The organism is Dyella lipolytica, assembly GCF_030160075.1.
GTDB classification, from domain to species: Bacteria; Pseudomonadota; Gammaproteobacteria; order Xanthomonadales; family Rhodanobacteraceae; genus Dyella_B; species Dyella_B lipolytica.
Genome location: NZ_BSNQ01000003.1, coordinates 2,193,336 through 2,214,773 on the forward strand (window position 1 = coordinate 2,193,336; position 21,438 = coordinate 2,214,773).

Annotated in this window: 18 protein-coding genes; 3 read left to right on the plus strand and 15 right to left on the minus strand. The window is 62.4% G+C overall.

The window, feature by feature from the left end; all coding sequences use genetic code 11:
* Window positions 1-14: 14 nt before the first annotated feature.
* From ruvA to QQL64_RS11335, 11 genes are all read right to left on the minus strand, one after another.
* Complete coding sequence (gene ruvA, locus QQL64_RS11285) at window positions 15-611, minus strand: Holliday junction branch migration protein RuvA (RefSeq protein WP_284399370.1); 597 nt, start codon at window positions 609-611, stop codon at window positions 15-17.
* Window positions 608-1,129, minus strand: coding sequence for a crossover junction endodeoxyribonuclease RuvC (gene ruvC, locus QQL64_RS11290; RefSeq protein ID WP_284399372.1), 522 nt, complete (start codon window positions 1,127-1,129; stop codon window positions 608-610). Before ruvC ends, ruvA begins: the two co-directional genes overlap by 4 nt.
* A gap of 26 nt (window positions 1,130-1,155) precedes the next feature.
* Entirely contained in the window at window positions 1,156-1,887 is a 732-nt protein-coding gene (locus tag QQL64_RS11295; RefSeq protein WP_284399374.1) for a YebC/PmpR family DNA-binding transcriptional regulator, read from the minus strand.
* Between the two features lie 77 nt (window positions 1,888-1,964).
* Window positions 1,965-2,618: an alpha/beta fold hydrolase gene (locus tag QQL64_RS11300; protein WP_284399772.1), complete on the minus strand. Its 654-nt coding sequence runs from the start codon at window positions 2,616-2,618 to the stop codon at window positions 1,965-1,967.
* A 222-nt stretch (window positions 2,619-2,840) separates the two neighbouring features.
* On the minus strand, window positions 2,841-4,613 hold the full coding sequence (aspS, locus tag QQL64_RS11305; RefSeq protein ID WP_284399376.1) for an aspartate--tRNA ligase: 1,773 nt from the start codon (window positions 4,611-4,613) through the stop codon (window positions 2,841-2,843).
* Between the two features lie 283 nt (window positions 4,614-4,896).
* Window positions 4,897-5,196: an FmdB family zinc ribbon protein gene (locus QQL64_RS11310; protein WP_284399378.1), complete on the minus strand. Its 300-nt coding sequence runs from the start codon at window positions 5,194-5,196 to the stop codon at window positions 4,897-4,899.
* Window positions 5,197-5,287: 91 nt separating this feature from the next.
* Window positions 5,288-6,013, minus strand: coding sequence for an adenosylcobinamide-GDP ribazoletransferase (locus QQL64_RS11315; protein WP_284399773.1), 726 nt, complete (start codon window positions 6,011-6,013; stop codon window positions 5,288-5,290).
* Window positions 6,010-6,567: a histidine phosphatase family protein gene (locus tag QQL64_RS11320; RefSeq protein WP_284399381.1), complete on the minus strand. Its 558-nt coding sequence runs from the start codon at window positions 6,565-6,567 to the stop codon at window positions 6,010-6,012. Before QQL64_RS11320 ends, QQL64_RS11315 begins: the two co-directional genes overlap by 4 nt.
* Window positions 6,564-7,610 (minus strand): nicotinate-nucleotide--dimethylbenzimidazole phosphoribosyltransferase, encoded by a 1,047-nt coding sequence (gene cobT / locus QQL64_RS11325; protein WP_284399384.1) that lies wholly within the window; start codon window positions 7,608-7,610, stop codon window positions 6,564-6,566. Before cobT ends, QQL64_RS11320 begins: the two co-directional genes overlap by 4 nt.
* Window positions 7,610-8,128: a bifunctional adenosylcobinamide kinase/adenosylcobinamide-phosphate guanylyltransferase gene (cobU, locus tag QQL64_RS11330; protein ID WP_284399386.1), complete on the minus strand. Its 519-nt coding sequence runs from the start codon at window positions 8,126-8,128 to the stop codon at window positions 7,610-7,612. Before cobU ends, cobT begins: the two co-directional genes overlap by 1 nt.
* Window positions 8,129-8,133: 5 nt before the next feature.
* Window positions 8,134-9,429, minus strand: coding sequence for a cobyrinic acid a,c-diamide synthase CobB (locus QQL64_RS11335; RefSeq protein WP_284399388.1), 1,296 nt, complete (start codon window positions 9,427-9,429; stop codon window positions 8,134-8,136).
* A gap of 296 nt (window positions 9,430-9,725) precedes the next feature.
* Between QQL64_RS11335 and QQL64_RS11340 the strand changes: the two genes are divergently transcribed.
* The gene (locus QQL64_RS11340; protein WP_284399391.1) at window positions 9,726-12,185 is read left to right on the plus strand and encodes a TonB-dependent receptor plug domain-containing protein; all 2,460 of its coding nucleotides are present in this window, start codon (window positions 9,726-9,728) and stop codon (window positions 12,183-12,185) included.
* A 158-nt stretch (window positions 12,186-12,343) separates the two neighbouring features.
* Here the strand turns inward: QQL64_RS11340 and clpB are convergent, their stop codons facing one another.
* The 3 genes from clpB to rluD all read right to left on the minus strand — a co-directional run bounded on the left by clpB (window position 12,344) and on the right by rluD (window position 16,799).
* Entirely contained in the window at window positions 12,344-14,926 is a 2,583-nt protein-coding gene (gene clpB / locus QQL64_RS11345) for an ATP-dependent chaperone ClpB (RefSeq protein WP_284399395.1), read from the minus strand.
* Window positions 14,927-15,060: 134 nt separating this feature from the next.
* Window positions 15,061-15,810, minus strand: coding sequence for a peptidoglycan editing factor PgeF (gene pgeF, locus QQL64_RS11350; protein ID WP_284399396.1), 750 nt, complete (start codon window positions 15,808-15,810; stop codon window positions 15,061-15,063).
* Window positions 15,811-15,824: 14 nt separating this feature from the next.
* The gene (gene rluD / locus QQL64_RS11355) at window positions 15,825-16,799 is read right to left on the minus strand and encodes a 23S rRNA pseudouridine(1911/1915/1917) synthase RluD (protein WP_284399398.1); all 975 of its coding nucleotides are present in this window, start codon (window positions 16,797-16,799) and stop codon (window positions 15,825-15,827) included.
* 71 nt (window positions 16,800-16,870) lie between these two features.
* Here rluD and QQL64_RS11360 point away from each other — a divergent pair, with 71 nt between their 5' ends.
* Window positions 16,871-17,731 carry an outer membrane protein assembly factor BamD gene (locus tag QQL64_RS11360; RefSeq protein WP_284399399.1) on the plus strand — a complete coding sequence of 287 codons (861 nt, stop codon included), beginning with the start codon at window positions 16,871-16,873 and terminating at the stop codon, window positions 17,729-17,731.
* A 102-nt stretch (window positions 17,732-17,833) separates the two neighbouring features.
* On the opposite strand, the gene QQL64_RS11365 is transcribed toward QQL64_RS11360, so the two are convergent.
* Window positions 17,834-19,474 carry an NAD+ synthase gene (locus QQL64_RS11365; protein ID WP_284399400.1) on the minus strand — a complete coding sequence of 547 codons (1,641 nt, stop codon included), beginning with the start codon at window positions 19,472-19,474 and terminating at the stop codon, window positions 17,834-17,836.
* Window positions 19,475-19,648: 174 nt separating this feature from the next.
* On the opposite strand from QQL64_RS11365, the gene QQL64_RS11370 reads away from it, so the two are divergent.
* A complete protein-coding gene (locus tag QQL64_RS11370) occupies window positions 19,649-21,409 on the plus strand; it encodes a sensor domain-containing diguanylate cyclase (RefSeq protein WP_284399402.1) in 1,761 nt (586 codons plus the stop codon).
* Window positions 21,410-21,438: the final 29 nt, after the last annotated feature.

Consider the following 21,438-nt stretch of genomic DNA (forward strand, 5'->3'; position numbering starts at 1 on the left):
TCGTGACCCACGAATCAACTCCCGAGTGCGGCGCGCAGCGCCTTACGGATAATGGTTTCGGCACTGTCGCCCTGCTCGGCGACTTTTTGCACCAATCGGGTAACTTCGGCCGGCTTATAGCCGAGTTGCTGCAGCGCCACTGTGGCTTCGCCGGCTGGATCGAGCGGCGCGCTGGATGTCGCGGATCGGCCCGGCATGCTTATGCCGAGACCGTCCACGCGATCGCGCAGTTCCACCACGATGCGCTCGGCCGTCTTTTTGCCGATACCCGGAATTTTCGTCAACGCAACCACGTCGCCGGCTTGCACGAGGCGAGCGAAATCCTGCGTCGAAACACCGGACAACACGGCCAACGAAATCTTCGCGCCAATACCGCTGACTTTTTGCAAATTTCGGAACAAGGTGCGCTCGGATTCGTGCAGAAAACCGTACAGCGCGACGCTGTCTTCCTTTACCGCGTAATGGGTGAGCAGCGTTACTTCCTTGCCGGTTGCCGGCAGGTCGTAGATGGTGGACATCGGCGCTTCCAGCTCGTAGCCGACGCCGCCGACTTCCACCAGCAACCACGGCGGCTGCTTGGAAACGAGGATGCCCCTAAGTCGACCGATCATCGGCGACGCCTCCAAGCGGTACGCGGAATACCGACACGCTCAAGGCTGGAACGCGTATGCGCATGCGTCACGGCAATCGCGAGCGCATCCGCCGCATCGGCCTGGATGGGGCCTTTGACGCCCAGCAAAATACCGATCATGTGCTGCACCTGGGTCTTGTCGCTGCGACCGCTGCCCACGATGGACTTTTTCACTTCCGTTGCTGCGTATTCGTGCACTGCGATCCCCCGATTGACCACCGCGCAAATCGCCGCGCCCCGCGCCTGCCCGAGTTTAAGGGCCGAATCGGCATTGCGCGCCATGAATACGCGCTCGATGCCGCACTCGACCGGACGATGCTCCGCGATGATGTCACTGATGCCATCAAAAATACGTTTCAGCCGCAGCGGAAAGCTTTCTTCGTCGGCCACGACCAGCGCTTCATGAAAAACATGTGACAGTTTGCCGGCGGCATCGACGTCGACGATGCCGATGCCGGTGCACTGGCTTCCTGGATCGATGCCGATAATGCGGATCATCACGAGCTGGCTTGAGCGCGTGCCACTTACTCGGCGTCGGCCGGCAGCGCGGCGTTGTGATAGACCTCGCTCACGTCGTCGAGGGCATCGAGCTTTTCGAGCAGGTCGGTGAGCGTGTCCAGTGCTTCGCCGGTGACCGCGGTGCGATTATTCGGCCGCATCACCACGCCAGCGTGCTGCGCATCGAGACCGGCTTGGATCAACGCCTGCTGCACCGATTCGAAAACGTCCGGCGCGCACAGCACGGTGCTCTCGCCGTTTTCGTTGATCACGTCGTCGGCGCCGGCTTCGAGCGCCGCTTCCAGCACCTTTTCTTCCGCAGCAGCATGGCCACCGGTAGCGAACACCAGTTCGCCGCAGCGGGTGAACTGAAACGCTACCGAGCCGCTGGTACCGAGATTGCCACCGTGCTTGGTCAGCGCATGGCGCACATCGGCCACGGTGCGGGTGGGATTGTCGGTAAAGCACTCGATGATCAGCGCGATGCCGGCCGGGCCGTAGCCTTCGTAGCGCAACTCTTCCATCTTCGCGCCGCCGTCGGCGCCGGAGCCGCGCTTGATCGCACGCTCGATGGTGTCCTTGGACATGTTGGCGGTGAGCGCCTTGTCCACCGCCGCGCGCAGTCGCGGATTGAGCGCGGGGTCTGCCACCCCGGCACGCGTGGCGACGGTGATTTCACGGATCAGCTTGGTGAACACCTTGGCGCGCTTGGCGTCTTCGGCGTTCTTGCGACCTTCGATGGACGGGCCTCTACCCATGACGATTCCTGGCTGGATCAAATGACAAGCGGGCGATTTTACTGCATCCCCGGGGATATCTCGGCAATCGGCCTATTTCAGCCCAGATCAGCGGGTTGCACGGCGTGGACGTGACCAAACCGGCCTTCACGCAAAAACTGGGTGGTAAGCCGCGCCACCTCTGCCGAGAGTAGCAAGCCGGTGTGAGTGGTTTCGACCACACAGTGGGCAGTAAGGCCCGGCAAGCAGGTCTCCTCAACCGCCACCGTGCCATCGTGTTCCCCCGAGATATGGCTAAGCATGGCACCCAGGCCGATCGGCATGCGGCCGGCCACCATGCCGACTTCGCGCGGTCCACTCCACGCCTCGAAGCCCTGTTGTAGCAACACGCGATTGTGCCCTAGCAACACCTCACTACCGCGTCCCCAGCTGGCGAAGGCGCGCGCCGCGGCACTTCCTTTCAGTGGTGAACCCAGGCAGACGATGCGGCCCGGCGGGAGGTCCCGCGCTTCAACACAAGCGCGCAGCGCCAACAGACCGCCGAGGCTGTGTCCCACCAGATGCACCGGTTCGGGTGCGTACTCGTTCATCGCCGCATTCAGCCGCGCCAGGATGTGCTGCTGCGTCGCCGCCACGCTCATGTAGTCGAGGCGATGGACACGGAAGCCGTCTTCCATCAGGCGCCGATGCAGCAAGCCCAGCGCGAAACCGCGCATCCAGAGGCCGTGCAGCAGAATGATGTGTTCAGTCATCTCTTCAGGCGGTTGGGTGAGAACAATGCCTTCTCCCTTTGGGAGTACGCGGGGAGGAGCCATGGATGGCTCCGGTTTTGAGGAGCGAGGAAGGTGCCCGAAGGGCGGATGAGGGTGCGAGCGGAGCGCGATAACCAAAGCCTTGCGCGAGAACTCAATACCGCGCGCTGCTCCTACCCTCACCCCAACCCCTCTCCCGGAGGGAGAGGGGCAACATCGGCATCATGCCTTGGCGGGATCGGTGACGGACACCGCCACGTGCAATTCTTTCAACTGCGCACCACCGACCGTCGACGGCGCATCGGTCATCAAGTCTTGTGCGCTCGTGGTCTTCGGGAACGGGATCACGTCGCGGATCGATTCGGTACCCGCCATCAACGCTGCGATACGGTCGATGCCGAAGGCCAAGCCACCGTGTGGCGGCGCGCCGAACTTCAGCGCCTTGAGCAGGAAGCCGAACTTCATCTGCGCCTCTTCCGCGCCGATGCCGAGCAATTCGAATACCGCGCTCTGCATGTCCGGACGATGGATACGAATCGAACCGCCGCCGATCTCGTTGCCGTTGAGCACCATGTCGTAACCGCGACTCACCGCATTGGCTGCATTCGCGCGCAAATCGGCGATATCGTCGACCTTGGGCGCGGTGAATGGGTGATGCAGGGCGACGAAGCGCTTTTCTTCCTCGTCGTACTCGAACATCGGAAAGTCGGTCACCCACAGCGGCGTCCAGCGATTTTCGACCAGGCCGCGATCTTTGCCGACCTTCAGGCGCAGCGCGCCCATGAAATCCGTGACGGTTTTCCACTTGCCCGCGCCGACAAACACCATGTCGCCCGATTGCGCGCCGGTTGCCTTGAGCACCGCATCGAGTGCCGCATCATCGAGAAACTTCGCGACGGGCGAGTTGATGCCCTCGCGGCCCTTGGCGAGATCTTCCACCTTGATCCAGGCCAAACCTTTCGCGCCGTACTTGGCGACGTATTCGGTGAGCTGATCGATTTCCTTGCGGCTAAGCGTGGCGCCGCCGGGCAGACGTAGCGCGGCCACGCGGCCAGCGGGATCGTTGGCCGGTTCGGCGAACACCTTGAACTCGACGTGCTTCAGCGCATCGGCGACGTCGGCCAGTTCCAGCGCAATGCGCAAGTCCGGCTTGTCCGAACCGAAACGGCGCATGGCCTCTTCCCAAGTCATGCGCGGGAAGGCGGCGGCCAATTCCACGCCGATCACTTCCTTGAACACATGACGGATCAGCGCTTCGACGAAATCTTGCACGTCCTTCTCTTCGACGAAAGCGAATTCAAGGTCGAGCTGAGTGAATTCCGGCTGGCGATCGGCGCGCAGGTCTTCGTCGCGGAAGCAACGGGCGATCTGATAGTAACGGTCGAAGCCCGCCATCATCAGGATCTGCTTGAACAGCTGCGGCGATTGCGGCAACGCATAGAACTGGCCCGGATGCACGCGGCTGGGCACCAGGTAATCGCGCGCGCCTTCCGGCGTGGCCTTAGTGAGGATCGGCGTTTCGATGTCCTGGAAACCGCGCGCGTCGAGGTAGCGGCGCAGCGCCTGCACCAGTTTGATGCGCGTACGCATCATGGTTTGCATCTCGGGACGACGCAGGTCGAGGTAGCGGTAGGTCATCCGCATGTCCTCGTTCGGGTTCTCGTGCAGCGCGAAGGGCAGATCCTTCGCGGCATTGAGAATTTCCACGGTGTCGGCCAGCAGCTCGACCGTGCCGGTCTTGAGCTTGTCGTTGGCCGCCAGGCGCTTGCGGATGCTGCCGGTGACGCGCACGCAATATTCGTAACCCAACTCGCCGGCGACGGCAAAAGCGGCGGCGTTTTCACGCTCGATAACCACCTGGGCCAAGCCCTCGTGGTCGCGCAGATCGACGAAGGCGACGTGGCTCTGCAGGCGCAGGGTGTTGACCCAGCCGCACAGGGTGACGGTCTGACCGACTAGCGACTCGTTGATGAGGCCGCAGTAATGCGTGCGCATACGCTTGGAACTCCGGGCCGCCTGGGCGGCAAAAAGCGTGGAAAAGGCCCGGAATCTTAACACCGCTTGAGCACGGCTCTTTGCTTTCGCCTCCTCTCCCCTTCGGGGAGAGGATTGAGGTGAGGGGCTGGGGCCCGCTCCGATCTTCATCGGAGCAGGCTCCGAATCACCAATCACGCGAGATTGGCCCCTCATCCCAACCTTCTCCTCGCTCCTCAAAGCCGAGCACATCCATGTGCTCTCCCCGCGTGCCCCGGAGGGGAGAAGGGGTTCGACTCTCGGACTATTCGGCGTTGCTCGGCGCGCTTGCAGGCTTCGTTTCAGCCTTCACCGCAGGAGTAGCGCCCTCGGCAGGCTTGCTGGCCGCGGCATCGCCGGCCAGGTTGCGCTTCTTGTCGCCGTCTTTCTTGAAATCGGTCTCGTACCAGCCGCCGCCTGCAAGACGGAACGATGGCGCGCTCACCTGCCGCTGCACCTGGGGTGCATCGCAGTCGGGGCAAACGGACGGATCGGGATCGGACAGTTTCTGCAACCGGTCGAAGCGGTGGCCGCAGGCGCTGCATTGGAATTCATAGATAGGCATGGACACACTCCGCGATGCCGGCAGCCTAACAGCTGCTGGCAGCCCGTCATTATCGGGTCGCGAAGGCGGATTTCAACCAACCGCACCGGCCTCAACGCAGGGCGAGTACCACCAGCACGGCCACTTCGACCATTTCCGCCAGGGCTCCCGCCGTATCGCCGGTGAATCCGCCCAACCGGCGCAGGCAGGCCATGCGCCACACGCCAAACACTAGCGTGGCGGCCGCGAGCGCTAGCAGGCCGCGCCAGCCGCCCAATAGACAGAGTCCTGCAGTGATCGCCAGGGCAACGAAGCACGTCCCGCGCGGTGCGTTGGTCAACACCGTCCCGAGTCCGCCGCCGCGCACATAAGGCATGGTGAGGAACAACGCCGTCAAACCAGCCCGCGCCAGCAAGGGCGCCAACAGCAGGGCCGACCATGGCACGACCGGCAGGCTCGCAAGCGCAGCGAACTTCAACAGCAGCGCCAGCACCAGCGCCACCACGCCTGCCGGACCGCAACGCGGGTCCTTCATGATCGCCAGCGTCTTCTCGCGATCACCCAGACCGCCGATCCACGCATCGGCGCTGTCGGCCAGTCCGTCCAGATGCAGTGCGCCCGTCAAGGCGACCCAAGCGACGACGACAAGGCCGCTCGACAACAGCGAAGGCGTGTCACGCAGCAGCCAAGCCAATGCACTTAACAACGCTCCCAGCAACAACCCCACCAACGGATACCACGCCAAGGACGCAGCCTTGGCGCGCTCATCGTCGAACACATCCGCCGGCACCGGCAGCCGAGTGAGGAAACCGATAGCTGCAAGCAGGCTGCGCATCAGGCGATCACCGTGGCAGGCCACACAAGACGATGCAGCGAAGCATGCGGTACATCGATACTGGCCATGTCGCCATAGCCGCGTTTTTCCAGCAAACAGCGCAGCATGCGGATCGCGCCGCCGTGCGTGATCACCAATACACGCTGACCGCCGGCTTCGGCAGCAAGGTCGTCGAGCGCCGCACACAGACGATCGCGAAAAGCATCCAAGGGTTCCGCGTTCGGTGGCGGATGCGCCACCGGATCTGCCCAAAAGCGCGCCAATGCATCGCCCTGCTCTTCAGCGATCTGTTCCATCGGCACGCCCTGCCAACTTCCGAAATGATATTCGGCCAGCCGCGCATCGAGACGCAACGGCAAACCGCGCGCAAGCGCCAGGTCGCGCGCGAACAAGGCGCAACGTTGCAGCGTCGAGGAGGCGATGATGTCCCATGCATGCCCCGCCACCGCGTCGCGCAATTGCATCCATCCCGCATCGCTCAACGGATCGTCGAGCTGGCCGCGGTAACCACGCTGCCCGGTGTCGCCGTGGCGCAGCAGTTCGATAGACATAGTCACGCAGTGGATACGCCGGCCTGCGCAAACGTCGCCATGCCGTTGTGCAGGGCACAGGCCAGCCGCAGCAGAGGCACGGCCGTTGCCGCACCGCTGGCTTCACCGAGACGCAGGCCGAGATCGAGCACGGACTCGGCATCCAACGCGCGTAGCAATCGCGCGTGTCCGTGCTCCTTGGAACGATGTGCGAACAACAACCACGGGCGCAGATCCGGACGCATCGTGACTGCCGCTAGCGCTGCGGTGGTAGTGATGAAACCGTCCACCAGCACCGGTATCCCAGATTGCGCAGCAGCGATGTACGCGCCAACCAATGCGGCAATTTCGAAACCGCCCAGACAACGCAGTTGTTCCAACGGTGTGGTGGCGCCGACGTGCAGCGCCAACGCGCGCTCGAGCACGGTGACCTTGTGCATGACGCCAGCCGCATTAAGGCCGGTGCCTGCACCCGCAAGCGTCGACGGCGGCTCGTTGAGCAACGCACTCGCCAAGGCCGCGGCCGACGTGGTGTTGGCGATTCCCATTTCACCGCCGATAAAAAGCTGCGCACCCGATGCTTTTGCCGTCCGCACACTTTCCGCGCCGACCGCCAAGGCCGTTTCCAGCTGCGTCATCGTCATCGCTGGGCCAAGGCAAAAATTGGCCGTGGACGGTGCAATGATTGCCCGTCGCACAGAGGGAATCTCACCCGGATCGTTCACCGTGCCCAGGTTCACCACCTCCAGGTCGGCGCCCAGGCTACGCGCCAGCACGCTGATCGCTGCACCGCCGGTCGCGAAGTTGCGCACCATTTCGCCGGTGACGACCTGCGGAAACGCCGACACGCCCTCGTCCGCCACGCCATGATCGCCGGCAAACACACTGATCCACACGCGATCCACCGCGGGCTGCGCTGTGCGCTGTAAAGACGCCAGCTGGATCGCCAGCGCTTCCAGCATGCCGAGCGAACCCGGCGGTTTGGTCAACTGGGATTGGTGCGCATGTGCAGCTTCTGCCAAGGCCGCATCGGGCTGTGCGCAAGGCGCGGTGAGCCAGTCGATACTCATCAAAGGGTTCCTTTCAATACAAGTGGCAGACCTGCGGCGACGAAGAGCACACGCTCACTGATCGCCGCAATGGATTGATGCAAACGCCCCGCTTCATCGACGAAGCGGCGCGTCAACGCGCCCAACGGCACGATGCCGAGGCCGACTTCATTGCTGACCATCAACACCTCGCCAGGCAACGTCGACCATGCATCCAGCAAGAGAGCACGCTCCTGTTCGAAACGTTGCGCATCGGCATCGCCGAGAAGATTGCTGAGCCAGAGTGTGAGGCAGTCGACGAGAATGCAGCGGTCGGCGCGCGCATGTTCATGCAACACGGCAGCGAGGCGCAGCGGTTCTTCCACGCACAACCACGACACCGGGCGACGCGCCCGATGGTGAGCGATACGCACCGCCATTTCCTCGTCGCCCGATTGTGCGGTGGCGATGTACACCACGTCGCGTCCGCTTCCAACAGCCAGCCTCTCGGCCAGCGCGCTCTTGCCCGAGCGGGCGCCGCCAAGGATCAAAGTACGCATCGCACTCATGGCAGAAACAGTCGCTGCGCGGCCAGCGGATTCGAGGGAAAGTAGAAGTGGACGAAGCTGGCCGTGAGCCGGCGCGTGCGGTACACCGCTTCCTGACATGGACCTTCGTTTGGGTTGGATGCCTGTGCCAGCGGCTCGGCGACGATCCATGCACGCGCATAGTGGAAGGTATGGCCGCGCAGCGTGCCTTCGGGCAACTCCACACTTTGCAGGCCCAGTGCTGCCAGGCGCGATTGCAGCACCGCGCGACCGGAGAGCAAACCGGCCATGGGCGCCTCGTCACCGTCGCGATCGGCCAACGATTCCAGAGCGAACAGCAAGCCGCCGCACTCCGCCAGGATGGGTTTGCCGGCATCGCGATGGGCGCGCAGCGAAGCGTGCAAGTCATGTCGCCTCGACAACGTGGCGAGATGCAATTCCGGATAGCCCCCCGGCAGCCAAACCGCATCGCAATCGGGTAACGCATCGTCTGCCAACGGCGAGAAAAAACGCAACTCGGCGCCGGCTTCACTGAGCAGATCGAGATTGGCCTGATACAAAAAGCAGAATGCCGCATCGCGCGCCACGGCAATACGCTGCCCCTTCAACAGCAAGGGAATGGGATCGGTCGCCGGCGCCTCGAAAGCCATGGGCGGCGGCAGCGCAGTCGCTGCGTGCTGCGACCATGCGTCGGCCAGTGCATCGAGCCGCGCATCGATGTCGGCCAGTTCGTCCGCGGCAATCAATCCAAGATCGCGTTCCGGCAAGGCCAAGGTTTCGTCATACGGCAAGGCACCCAGCCAATGCAATGATGGCGGCACGCTCTCTTGCAGCAACTGCGCGTGGTAAGCACCGCCGATACGATTGGCAGCGACGCCATACATCGACAGCCCTTCGCGATAGGCGGCCAACCCGCAGGCGAGCGCGCCGAAGGTCTGCGCCATCGCCGAGCCATCGATCACGGCCATCACCGGCAAGCCGAGCTGTTGGGCCAGATCGGCGCTGGACGGTGCGCCGTCAAACAAACCCATCACACCTTCCACCAGGATCAGGTCGGCGGCGCCAGCGGCATCGAACAAACGCATGCGCACATCCGCATCGCCGCACATCCACAGATCCAGCTGGTACGCCGGCGTGCTTGCCGCGCGCTCCAGCATCATGGGATCGAGAAAATCCGGGCCGGTCTTGAACACGCGTACGCGCCGGCCCTGCCGTGTGTGCCAGCGCGCCAGCGCAGCGGTGACCGAGGTCTTGCCTTGCCCTGATGCCGGTGCGGAGACCAACAGCGCGGGACAGTGGCGAACTGTATTCACAGCGTCCTGCCTTATTCCCGTTTCAACCGCCGGCACAACGCCGACAGTCACCTCAAGCCGGGGCATGGTAGTGCCTGCCTCCCTGCGCGCCTAGCCCAATCGCTCACGAGGTCAACGGTGCCTCTCGCGCTCGTCAGCAGCCCGATACCCCCGCGGAATACGCGGGTAACTATGTGTTCGATATGGATATTCCTATTTGGACTTTTAGATGCCCAAACATCGGTTGATGCCAGGCTGCGCTGTCACTAATCTGAAATTGCTGCAAAGCACAAAATAAGCGCTAGGGGATATACCGCATGAAGAAACAGCTCGACAAAAACACAACAACGCTACTCACCGCTGCCGTACTACTTGCACTCACCACCACAGCCGCCGCGCAGGACGCGACACAAAACCCACCCCCACCCGGCAATGCCAAAAGCCTGCAGGCCGTGATTGTCACCGGCACGCGAGCACAGAACCGGACCGACAGTACTTCGCTGTCACCGATCGATGTCATCCCAGCTACCGCACTGCAAAGCACCGGCACGAACGAACTCGCCACGGCACTGGCACGCCTGATCCCGTCGCTGAATTTCCCGCGCCCCTCAGCCACAGACACGACCGACTCGCAACGGCCAGCGCAGCTGCGCGGTCTTGCACCGGATGAAGTGTTGGTACTGGTCGACGGCAAGCGCTGGCACACCAGCTCGCTGGTCAACACTGACGGCAGCATTGGACGCGGCTCGGCACCGGTTGACCTGAACACCATTCCGCTTTCCGCGATAGATCACATTGAGGTGCTGCGCGACGGCGCATCGGCCCAGTACGGCTCCGACGCCATCGCCGGCGTTATCAACATCATCCTCAAACATGGCGCCCAGGGTGGCTCGATCGAGCTCGATGGTGGTCAGTACCAGAGGGGTGGCGGTCGTCAGTGGCTAGGCTCGGCCAACGTCGGTATTCCGCTGGGTGGTGACAAAGGCTGGCTGCGCATCAGCGTGGACGATGGCCATCAGGATCCGACCAACCACGGTGGCGCCGATGTGCGTTATCCGCAACTGGGCGAGAAGCAGGTGTTCGGCGATCCCTCGGTAAGCCAGCACAACTTGTTCCTCAATACGCAGTACGACATCACTCCTAACGTGCAGTTCTACGCGTTCGGCAGTTATCACGAGCGCAACGCTTTTTCCGATGAGCTCTATCGCAACCCGTATCTGTATCCGGCATCGGTGAAGCCCTCACTTAGGGCGCTCTATCCCGATGGCTATCAACCGCTGCTGCAAGCCCGCAGTACCGATCAAGCGCTAGTTGCCGGCGTGCGCGGCACAACGGACGGCTGGCGCTGGGATGTAAGCGCCAACTACGGCGGCAACCGCGTCGCGCTCAATACCATCGACAGTGCCAACTATGCCTTCCTGCACGACTTCGGTTATACGCCGACCCGTTTCTTCGACGGCATCGTCTCGTCGGCGCAGCAGGCGGTGGATGCGGATGTCGCCAAAGACCTGACGGTCGGCTGGTTGCCCAACGCAGTGACCTTGGCCTTCGGTGCGGAATATCTGCGCGACACTTACCACATCGGCGGTGGCGATCCGAGTTCCTATTACGTGGGTACCTCGGGCGTCAGCGGCGGCGCGCAAGGTTTCAGCGGCTACAGCCCTGTCAATGTCGGTTCGTGGAGTCGCAGCGATGTGGCCGAATACGTGAGCCTGGAAACCAATCTCACCGACAAGCTGGGTACGTCGGTCGCGGTACGCCACGAGGATTACAACGACTTCGGCAACACCGTCTCCGGCTCGCTCGCCGCACGCTATGACTTCACAGACCGCTTTGCGCTGCGCGCCAGCGCATCGACCGGCTTCCGCGCACCGTCGCTGGCGCAGGAAGATTATTCGCAGATCGGCTCGCTGTACCTGACACCGAGCAATGCAGGTCCTGGCGTCGCTCCGGGCATCTATCAGACCGGCCTGTTGCCGGTCGGCAATCCGGTGGCGCAGTTGCTGGGCGCGCAGTCGTTGCGGCCGGAGAAGTCGCACAACTACACCGTTGGCGCGGTGTTCAACCCGATCGATCCGCTGACGCTGACCTTCGACATCTACCAGATCCAGATCGACAACCGCATCGTGCTTTCCAGCACGCTCAGCGGCTTGAACGATCCGGCGGTGGTGAATTACCTGGCCTCACACGGCATCACCAACGTGGCCTTCAGCTCGGCGCAATACTTCACGAATGCGGTGAATACGCGCACGCAAGGCGGAGACCTGGTTGCCAGCTACCGTTCGGATTTCGGTAACGATGGCCTGCTGGATAGCACCTTGAGCTACAACTACAACCGCACCCAGGTCACTGGCGTGGCAGCTAATCCGCCACAACTGGATGCGTTGGGATTGCGGTTGCAACGCGTGAGCTATCGCGATGTAAAGGGTCTGCTGGCCAATTCCACCCCGCGCAGCAAGCTGATCCTCAACGAGAACTACACGCTGGGGCATTGGGTGTTCAACGGTAACCTGACGCGCTACGGAAGCTTCACCGCGTACAGCAACAGTTCGTACCTGCTAAACCAGACCTTCAGCCCGCAATGGGTGCTCGATCTGGCCGGCAGCTACAACCTCGACAACTGGACCTTCACACTCGGCGTGGACAATGCCAGCAACAGCTATCCGGACAAGGTCATCGCTGCGAACAGTACCAACGGCACCATTCCGTATTCAGAATTTTCACCCGACGGCTTCAATGGGCGCTACTATTACACCAAAGTGATCTATCACTGGTGATTCGACCCACTGCCAAACTCCTGCGATGCATCGCATCGAACATCCCGGCTCCGGCCGGGATTTTTTTTGCGCGGCGCGTGCACGTCGTGCCGGAAACCACGACAACCCCGGACTCGTTGATCGAACGAGTCCGGGGCCACATCATCACGCCATGCCGGTCAGCGACGATGGAAGACCAGATGTCCGTGCTCCGCATCGACGGCAATGATCGCGCCGGGTGCATAGCGGCCTTCCAGAATTTCCTTCGCCAGCGGGTTTTCCAACTGCTGCTGGATGGCGCGCTTGAGCGGACGCGCACCGTACACCGGATCGAAGCCGACGTTGCCCAACAAATCCAACGCCTTGTCGCCGATCTCCAGTTTCAGCTGGCGCTCGGCAAGGCGCTTTTCCAGATACGCCAGCTGGATCTTCGCGATCGCGCGAATCTGCTTCTTCTCCAGCGGACGGAACACCACTAGTTCGTCCAGCCGATTGATGAACTCGGGCCGGAAGTGCGCCTGCACCACGCCGAGCACCGATGCCTTCATTTGCAGATAGTCGGCCTCCGAGTCGCCGGCCTGTTCCTGGATCAGCTGCGAACCGAGGTTGGACGTCATCACGATAACGGTGTTGCGGAAATCCACCGTGCGGCCCTGGCCGTCGGTGAGGCGTCCGTCGTCGAGCACTTGCAACAGGATATTGAAAACATCCGGATGCGCTTTCTCCACTTCGTCGAGCAGGATCACGCTGTACGGACGGCGACGCACCGCCTCGGTGAGGTAGCCGCCTTCCTCGTAACCGACATAGCCTGGAGGTGCGCCAATCAAGCGGCTCACGGAATGCTTTTCCATGAACTCGCTCATGTCGATGCGCACCATGGCGTCCTGCGTGTCAAACAGGAATTCGGCCAACGCTTTGCACAACTCCGTCTTGCCCACGCCCGTGGGGCCGAGGAACAGGAATGAACCGTAAGGACGATTCGGATCGGACAGGCCCGCACGCGCGCGGCGGATCGCATCGGATACCGCACGCACCGCTTCGTCCTGACCGACCACGCGCTTATGCAGCGATTCTTCCATGCGCAGCAACTTGTCGCGTTCGCCTTCCAGCATCTTGTTGACGGGAATGCCGGTCCAGCGCGACACCACTTCGGCGATTTCCTCTTCGGTGACGCGGTCCTGCACTAGCTTGAAATCCTGCTTTTCGGCGGCTTGCGCGGCAGCGAGCTGCTTTTCCAGTTCGGGCAGCTTGCCGTACTGAATCTCGCTCATCTTGGCGTAGTCCTGCCGACGTTGCGCCGCTTCCAGTTCCACACGCGCCCGTTCGATCTGTTCCTTCACCTTGGTCGCACCTTGCAACGCCGCCTTTTCCGATTTCCATACTTCGTTGAGATCGGAGAACTCGCGCTCCAGCTTGCCGATATCGGTATCGAGATCGGCGAGACGCTTTTTGGACGCGTCGTCGGTTTCTTTCTTGAGCATCTCGCGCTGAATCTTCAGCTGGATCAGGCGGCGCTCGAGGCGATCCAACTCTTCCGGCTTGGAGTCGATTTCCATGCGGATGCGCGAAGCGGCCTCGTCCATCAGGTCGATGGCTTTATCCGGCAGCTGGCGGTCGGTGATGTAACGGTTGGACAAGGTGGCGGCGGCGACGATCGCCGGGTCGGTAATTTCCACGCCGTGATGCACCGCGTAGCGTTCTTTCAGCCCGCGCAGGATCGCAATGGTGTCTTCCACGCTCGGCTCGCCGACGAAGACTTTCTGGAAGCGGCGTTCCAGCGCAGCATCTTTTTCGATGTACTTGCGATACTCGTCCAGCGTGGTAGCGCCGATGCAATGCAGTTCACCGCGCGCCAGCGCGGGCTTGAGCATGTTGCCCGCATCCATCGCGCCCTCGGCCTTGCCTGCGCCGACCATGGTGTGCAATTCATCGATGAACAGAATGATCTGGCCTTCGTTCTTCGACAGATCGTTCAGCACGGCCTTTAGTCGCTCCTCGAATTCGCCGCGGAATTTGGCGCCGGCGATCAGCGCGCCCATGTCGAGCGCGAGTACGCGACGATCACGCAAACCCTCGGGCACTTCACCTTTCACGATGCGTTGTGCGAGACCTTCGACGATCGCGGTCTTGCCGACGCCCGGTTCGCCGATCAATACCGGATTGTTCTTGGTGCGGCGCTGAAGCACCTGGATGGTGCGGCGGATTTCCTCGTCGCGGCCGATCACCGGATCGAGCTTGCCGCTCTCGGCGCGCGAGGTAAGGTCGATGCAGTATTTCTCCAGCGCCTGGCGTTGATCCTCGGCATTTTCGCTCTGCACTTTTTCGCCGCCGCGCACTTTTTCGATGGCGGCTTCGAGATTCGTCTTGGTAGCGCCAGCTGCTTTCAGCGCCGCGCCGAGTTCGCCCTTGTCGTCCAACGCTGCCAACACGAATAGCTCGCTGGCGATGAACTGATCGCCACGCTGTTGCGCAAGTTTGTCGGTGAGATTGAGCAGCCGCGTCAGCTCGTTGCTGGCATGTACGTTGCCCTCTTGCCCGCTGACCTTGGGCAAGCGTTCAAGCGATTCGCCCACGCGCTGGCGCAATGCCGGCACGTTCACCTGCGCCTGAGTGAGCAACGGCCCGGTCGAACCGCCTTGCTGATCGAGCAGCGCCGCCATCACGTGCACGGGCTCGAGCATGTTGTTGTCGCGTCCCACCGCCAACGACTGTGCATCGGCCAGTGCCTGCTGGAAACGCGACGTGAGTTTGTCCATTCGCATCGGAGTATCCCCAAAAAGGTTTGGCGGACACGCCGCCACTGGCCGAAGAGATGCGGACAGCGCGGGGCGATTCAAGCGAACCCAAGCATGGCACTCCGGCGCGGCTTCAGCCAAGAGCAGGGAAACGGCCGTTATCAGCTATCGGCAAGCCATATCAGGCTGGCGAAACGGCCGCTGCGCGCACCCTCGCGGCGATACGAATAAAAGCGCGCATCCGTGCGGGTATCGAATCCGCCGCCATAAATGCGCGTGATACCAGCCGCCAGCAGGCGCTGTCGTGCCAGTACCGCCAGATCGCACAACCAGTGCCCGGGACGCGTCGCAGTGAAGGCGTCGGTGGCAGCGGCATCCTGCTCGATGAAGGTTTTGCGTACTTCTTCGCCCACCTCGTACGACGCCGCGCCGATGCAGGGCCCGAGCCATGCCATCAGACCGGCGGCGGGCTGCTGCATCTGCTCGATGGTTTCCTCCAATACGCCGGCAGCCAACCCGCGCCAACCGGCGTGAGCCGCGCCGATGGCGCTGCCGTCGTCGGCGCAGAACAGCACTGGCAGGCAGTCGGCGGTGAGTATCGCCAGCACGGTGCCCGGCAGACGCGAGACCGCCGCATCTGCTTCGGGTTCATGGGCACTCGGCAAAGGGCCCAGCTCGGCGACGGCCGTACCGTGCACTTGCCGCAACCAACGCGGCTCGGCGGGCAAATCCAGCGATTGGTGTAGCGCACTGCGATTGGCGCGCACGGCCTGCGCATCGTCCCCACTGCGCAAGCCAAGATTGAAACGGCCGAACGGCGCTTGCGAAATGCCAGGACCGTTGCGCGTCGTGACCGCCGCATGTACGCGATTCGGTGCGGGCCAATCGGGGAAGATCCAAGCGTCGGTCATGGAAGTCACCGCGATCAATACTCGTCCGGGCCATTGGCGGCCAGATCGGCGCGAAGCGTGGCGATCAGCGTTTCCAGGTCTGCTGGGCGCGGCGCTTCGAACGCCATCGTGGCTCCGCCAACCGGATGCTGGAACGACAAACGCTCCGCATGCAACGCCTGTCGCCGAAAACCTCGCAGTGCCGCAGTGAGCTCAGGCGTCGCGCGTTTGGGTAGCTTCAAACCACCGCCGTACAACGGATCACCTACCAACGGATGATTGATATGCGCCAGATGCACGCGGATCTGATGCGTACGCCCCGTTTCCAGATTGCACTGAATCAAGGTGTGGGCGCGGAAGCGTTCGCGCAAACGGTAGTGAGTGACCGCATGCTTGCCATCTTCCTCGTCGCGCACCGCTTGACGCAGGCGGTCGCCAAGGTGGCGGCCGATCGGCGCATCGACGGTGCCGCCCGCGATCAGCGTGCCCAGCACAATGGCCTCGTACTGCCGCTCTACGTCGTGACGGGACAGCATGTCGACCAGGGCCGTATGCGTAGCGAGCGTCTTGGCCACCACCATCAGGCCGGAGGTTTCCTTGTCCAGCCGATGCACGATGCCGCCGCGCGGCAATTCAGCGAGCTTCGGATCGTGGTGCAGCAAGGCGTTGAGCACCGTGCCCGCCGGGTTGCCGGCGCCGGGGTGCACCACCAGGCCGGCCGGCTTGTTGATCACCAGCAGGTGCGGATCCTCGTGGACGATGTCCAGCGCGATGGCCTCGGGCGCGCTGGCGACCTCGGTCTCCAGCTCCGCTTCCAGCCGTACCTGCTCACCGCCCCGCAGCAGTTGGCGCGGCGGGGCCGGCGCTCCGTCCAGGGTCACCGCGCCGGCCTTCACCCACGCGGTGAGGCGGGAGCGTGAATAGTCCGGGAACATCTCGGCCAATGCCTGGTCGAATCTCCGACCTGCGGCAGACAGGGGGACGATCGCCTCATGACGAATGATGGTCATCCCTGCTCCCCCGGCTGAAGGCCGGTTTCGGCTATGATCCCTTTTCGCTCAAACATCTGAACCCCTTACTCATGCGCGTAACCAAGCTGCCGGCCGTCCCGACATCTGCCCTTAAAGTACTGATCGTGCTCGTCCTGGCTTTGACGATGAGCGCCTGCTCGTGGTTCCGGCACAACGGCGACCCGCTCGATACCTTGCCGCTGCCGCAGCTTTACGCCAAGGCACACAATGATCTGATGCATGCCGATTATTCGGCGGCCGAGAAAGCCTACCAGCGCCTGATCGCCCGTTTCCCGTCCGGCCCGTTCAACCAGCAAGCCCAGCTGGAACTGGCCTACGCGCAGTACAAGAACAACAAGCCGGACGACGCTTATTCCACGGTCAACCGCTTCATCAAGGCCAATCCGCTCAACGACCATGTGGATTATGCCTATTACTTGCGCGGTCTGATCAACTTTGATCGCACCAGCGGTGTGATCGAGCGCGCTTTCGCTAGCGAGCGCACGGGTGCCCAGACGCGTCGCGACCAGGGTTTCAACCTGAAAGCGTTCGATGATTTCTCCGAACTCACCCGCCGCTTCCCCGACAGCGCCTACTCCGCCGATGCACGCCAGCGCATGATTTACCTGCGCAACGTGCTAGCCCAGTTCGAAGTCAACGTGGCGGACTTCTATATCCGCAATAAGGCTTACGTGGCCGCGGCCGACCGCGCCCAGTACGTGATCGAGCATTACCAGGAATCTCCGCAGGCCGGCGATGCACTCGCTATTCTTTGCCGCAGCTACCTGGCGCTGGGTCAAAAAGATCTGGCCGCGCAGACTCGCAGCGTGCTTGTGCTCAACTATCCGGATCATCCGTACCTGAAAGATCCCAAGTGGCCGCACTCGCCGTCGATGCTGCGCAAGATGATTCCGTTCTCGGGCCATTACTGAGCCAGCGGATCACCGCCAAAAACACGAAAGCCGGTGCGCCTTGGGCCACCGGCTTTTTTGTGTGGCGATGAATGACGAAAACGCTCTAGCCGACGCGGCCGATCACTTCCACCCCGAGGTAATCGGATAACGCCGCTCGCGGCCGAATGCGCGCGTGGTGACGCGTGGCCCAGGGGCCGACTGACGACGCTTGAATTCGTTGACCAGCACCAGCCGCACCACACGGTGCACGGTGTTTTCGTCATAGCCGGCCGCGATGATTTCCGATTGCGATTGTTCGTCTTCAATAAAGCGGGCGAGGATGGCGTCGAGTTCGTCGTAAGGGGGAAGCGAATCCTGATCGGTCTGGTTGTCGCGCAGCTCGGCCGAAGGCGGACGATCGATCACCGCCGGTGGAATCGCCCAGTCGCCCGCGTTGCCCGTTCCCCGCTGTTTGGCTTCATTGCGCCAGCGCGATAGGCGATAGACCTCGGTCTTGTAGACATCCTTGAGCGGTGCGTAAGCGCCGCACATATCGCCGTACAGCGTGGCATAACCCACCGCCATCTCGCTCTTGTTGCCGGTCGCCAGCAACAAGCGGCCGTGCTTGTTGGACAAAGCCATCAACATCACGCCGCGCGTGCGCGACTGCAGGTTCTCTTCGGTGGTATCGGGCTGCTTGCCGCCGAACAACGGCGTCAGGGCGGTCATGAATGCGTCGTAGGTCGGTTCGATATCGATGACGTGATATTCCACACCCAGACGCTCGGCCTGTCCGCGCGCACCGTCCAGCGAGAGTTGCGAGGTGTAGCGCATCGGCATCATCACCGCCGTGACGCGGCCCGGACCCAGTGCATCCACTGCCAGCGCCAGTGTCAGGGCCGAATCGATGCCACCGGACAAGCCCAGCAACACGCCGCCGAAACCGTTCTTGTCGATGTAATCGCGAATGCCTCGCACGAGCGCGGCGTATAGCGTTGCTTCGCGCGATGTATCTGCAGCGATCGGCCAATCGCTGGCATGCAAAGTTCGATCGGCCGGATCAAAGTCCGCCCACAGCAAAGCATCGACGAAAGCCGGCGCGCGTGCGGCAATGCTGCCGTCGCCGTTCACCATCAATGACCCGCCGTCGTAGACCACTTCATCCTGACCGCCGACAAGATTGAGATAGATCAGCGCGCAACCGGTTTCCTTGGCGCGAGCGACCAACACCTCTTCGCGCGTCGCTTGTTTGGCATCGTCCCAGGGCGAGGCGTTGATCACCACGATCAGCTCCGCGCCCGCGGCGGCGGCGGCAGCCGCGGGTTCGGCCTGCCAGATGTCTTCGCAGATCAAGTAGCCGACGCGAATCCCATCAACGACCGCGACAGCGCTGGTGCGGCCGGGGCGAAAATAGCGCTTGTCATCGAACACGCCGTAGTTGGGCAGCGCCTGTTTGTGCGTGACTTGAACGATCTTCCCGCCGCGCAGGAACGCCGCCGCGTTGAACACCTCACCCTGGCTATGCGGAAAACCGACGATGGCGGCCAGGCCGTCGGTATCGGCCGCGAGGCTTTCTATGGCTCTCTGGCAGGAGGAGAGAAAGCTGGGCCGCAGCAAGAGATCTTCCGGCGGATAACCGCTGATGGTCAGCTCTGGAAAAACCGCCAGCGACGCACCGCCGGCACGTGCGCGCGCCATGAGTTCACGCACCTTGGCGGTGTTGGCGGCCACCGCGCCAACGGGGAAATCGTATTGGGCGAGCGCCAGGCGAAAGGCAGCCATCGTTTTACTTATCCGGGATCGACGGGTGCTAAATGGTAGTGGAACAAACCAGAGACAAGACCGTCAGGTAGGGTTTTTCGAGGTTCGCCAACGCCCGCCCGAGCGAAATTTGTTGCGCAGGGGCCATAACGGCGGTGCTACCATCCCCGGACGCAGACTGGCGAAGGGGCAGCTTTGCGTCATTACTCGCACGCGCAGGAACCCGCGTCGGCGCGGTCGTTGGGCCGTGGCGTGATGGGGTTTCTGTTGTTTGCGCTAGCTCTGCTGGTGTCTACGGCATGCCGGGCTACCGCACCCTATCCGCTGTTCGGTCCCACGTCGCAAGAGCCTTCCGTCGCAACCTATAAGGCAGCGGCGGGCGAGCAAGCGCCGCAAAGCTATACCGAGCTAAGCACCTGGCTCGCTGCACGTACCCGCGTGCGCTCGGTCGACATGCTCGGCGGCGACTTCTGGCTGGTTTCGTCGCTCAGTCCGAACCAGCCCGTTTCCGACTGGGTGGTCACCTTCGACAACACCTACTACGAAAACGCCAGCATGCTCGTGCTGGGCGACGATGGCTCGCGTCGGCAAGTCGAAACCGGTGCCGACACAGGGGTGAACGACATACCGCGCGGCACTATCGCCGTGACGCTCACGCCAGGTCATCGCTACGCGGTCGTCATCCACGTGACATCGCGGTTTTACACCGCGCTCCCACGTATCGATGTGCAGACCCGCACCCAATATCACCAACGGCGCACCAACGAGTCGGCCCTGATGCTCGGTTCGCTGGGTGTGCTGTTCGGCTTGGGTGTTTTCATCCTGTTCGTGGGATTGTGGATCAAGGATCGCAGCTACACGCTCTATGGCTGCCAGGCGCTGATCCTGGTGCTGGGATGGGGCTTTTTCTTTGGTGTGCCGCAGAGCTGGCTGGGGATTAACACCGGCCCGATCAACTTCACGCAATGGTTCATTCTGCTGCCGGTCGTGCATGCACGATTCACCATCCGCTTTCTCGATCTGTGGCGGCATGCGCCGCGAATGGCACGTGTCGGCCATACCATCGCGCTCGCTTCGATCGTTGCGCTGCCGATATCGTTGTTCTTTCCTTCGTTCGCTTTCCTGATCGCAACCTTCGCGGTATCCATCGTGGTGTTGTTTTCCGCCAGCATGGGTCTGTGGGCATTGCTGCGCGGGGTACGCCGCGCGCGCTTTTTCACGCTGGCGTACATGGCCGTGCTGGTGCCAGGCTTGATCATTCTGCCGGTCAACTTCGGGCTGGTGCCCAGCATCGTCGACAACGCCGATCTGTTGACCTTGATGGGCAACAGCTGCGAAGCCATGCTGTTGGCGTTTGCGTTGGCCGATCACGTCAAGCTGGTCGAGGACGGCCGCGAACGCTTCCGTCGCGGCATGCAGGAAGCCGTTGCCAAGGCGTCCATCGACCCGCTGACCGGGCTCGGCAATCGCCTCGCCTTCAACGTGATGATCGAAGAGATCACCCGCCGCGAAAACACCGATCCGGCCCAGGGCACCTGGCAGATCGCGATGATCGATCTGGATGGACTCAAGCAAGTCAACGACAGTCAGGGCCACGAACGCGGCGACGATTTGCTGCAAGCGGTGGGCGAAGGCCTGGCGCGTCTTGGCGATCTGATCCGTGCATTCCGATTAGGCGGCGACGAATTCGCCTTGATCGCCTACGGCGACGAGCTCAGCCAGCAACGCCTGGCGAGATCGCTGACGGAACTGGACATGACACTGCGCGAAAGCGATTTTCCCGATGCAGGCATCAGCTTCGGCATCTGTAGCGCCCCGCCAAACCAGCGACATCTAAGCAGCGCCGATTTTACCGAACTGGTGCGCGAAGCGGATCGCACGATGTATGCGCACAAATCGCGGCGGCGAACCGAACGCGTTACGGATCAACCCATGCCCGAGTTGAGAAGCGAGTAACGCTCTTCTCCCTCTCCCCGAAGGGGAGA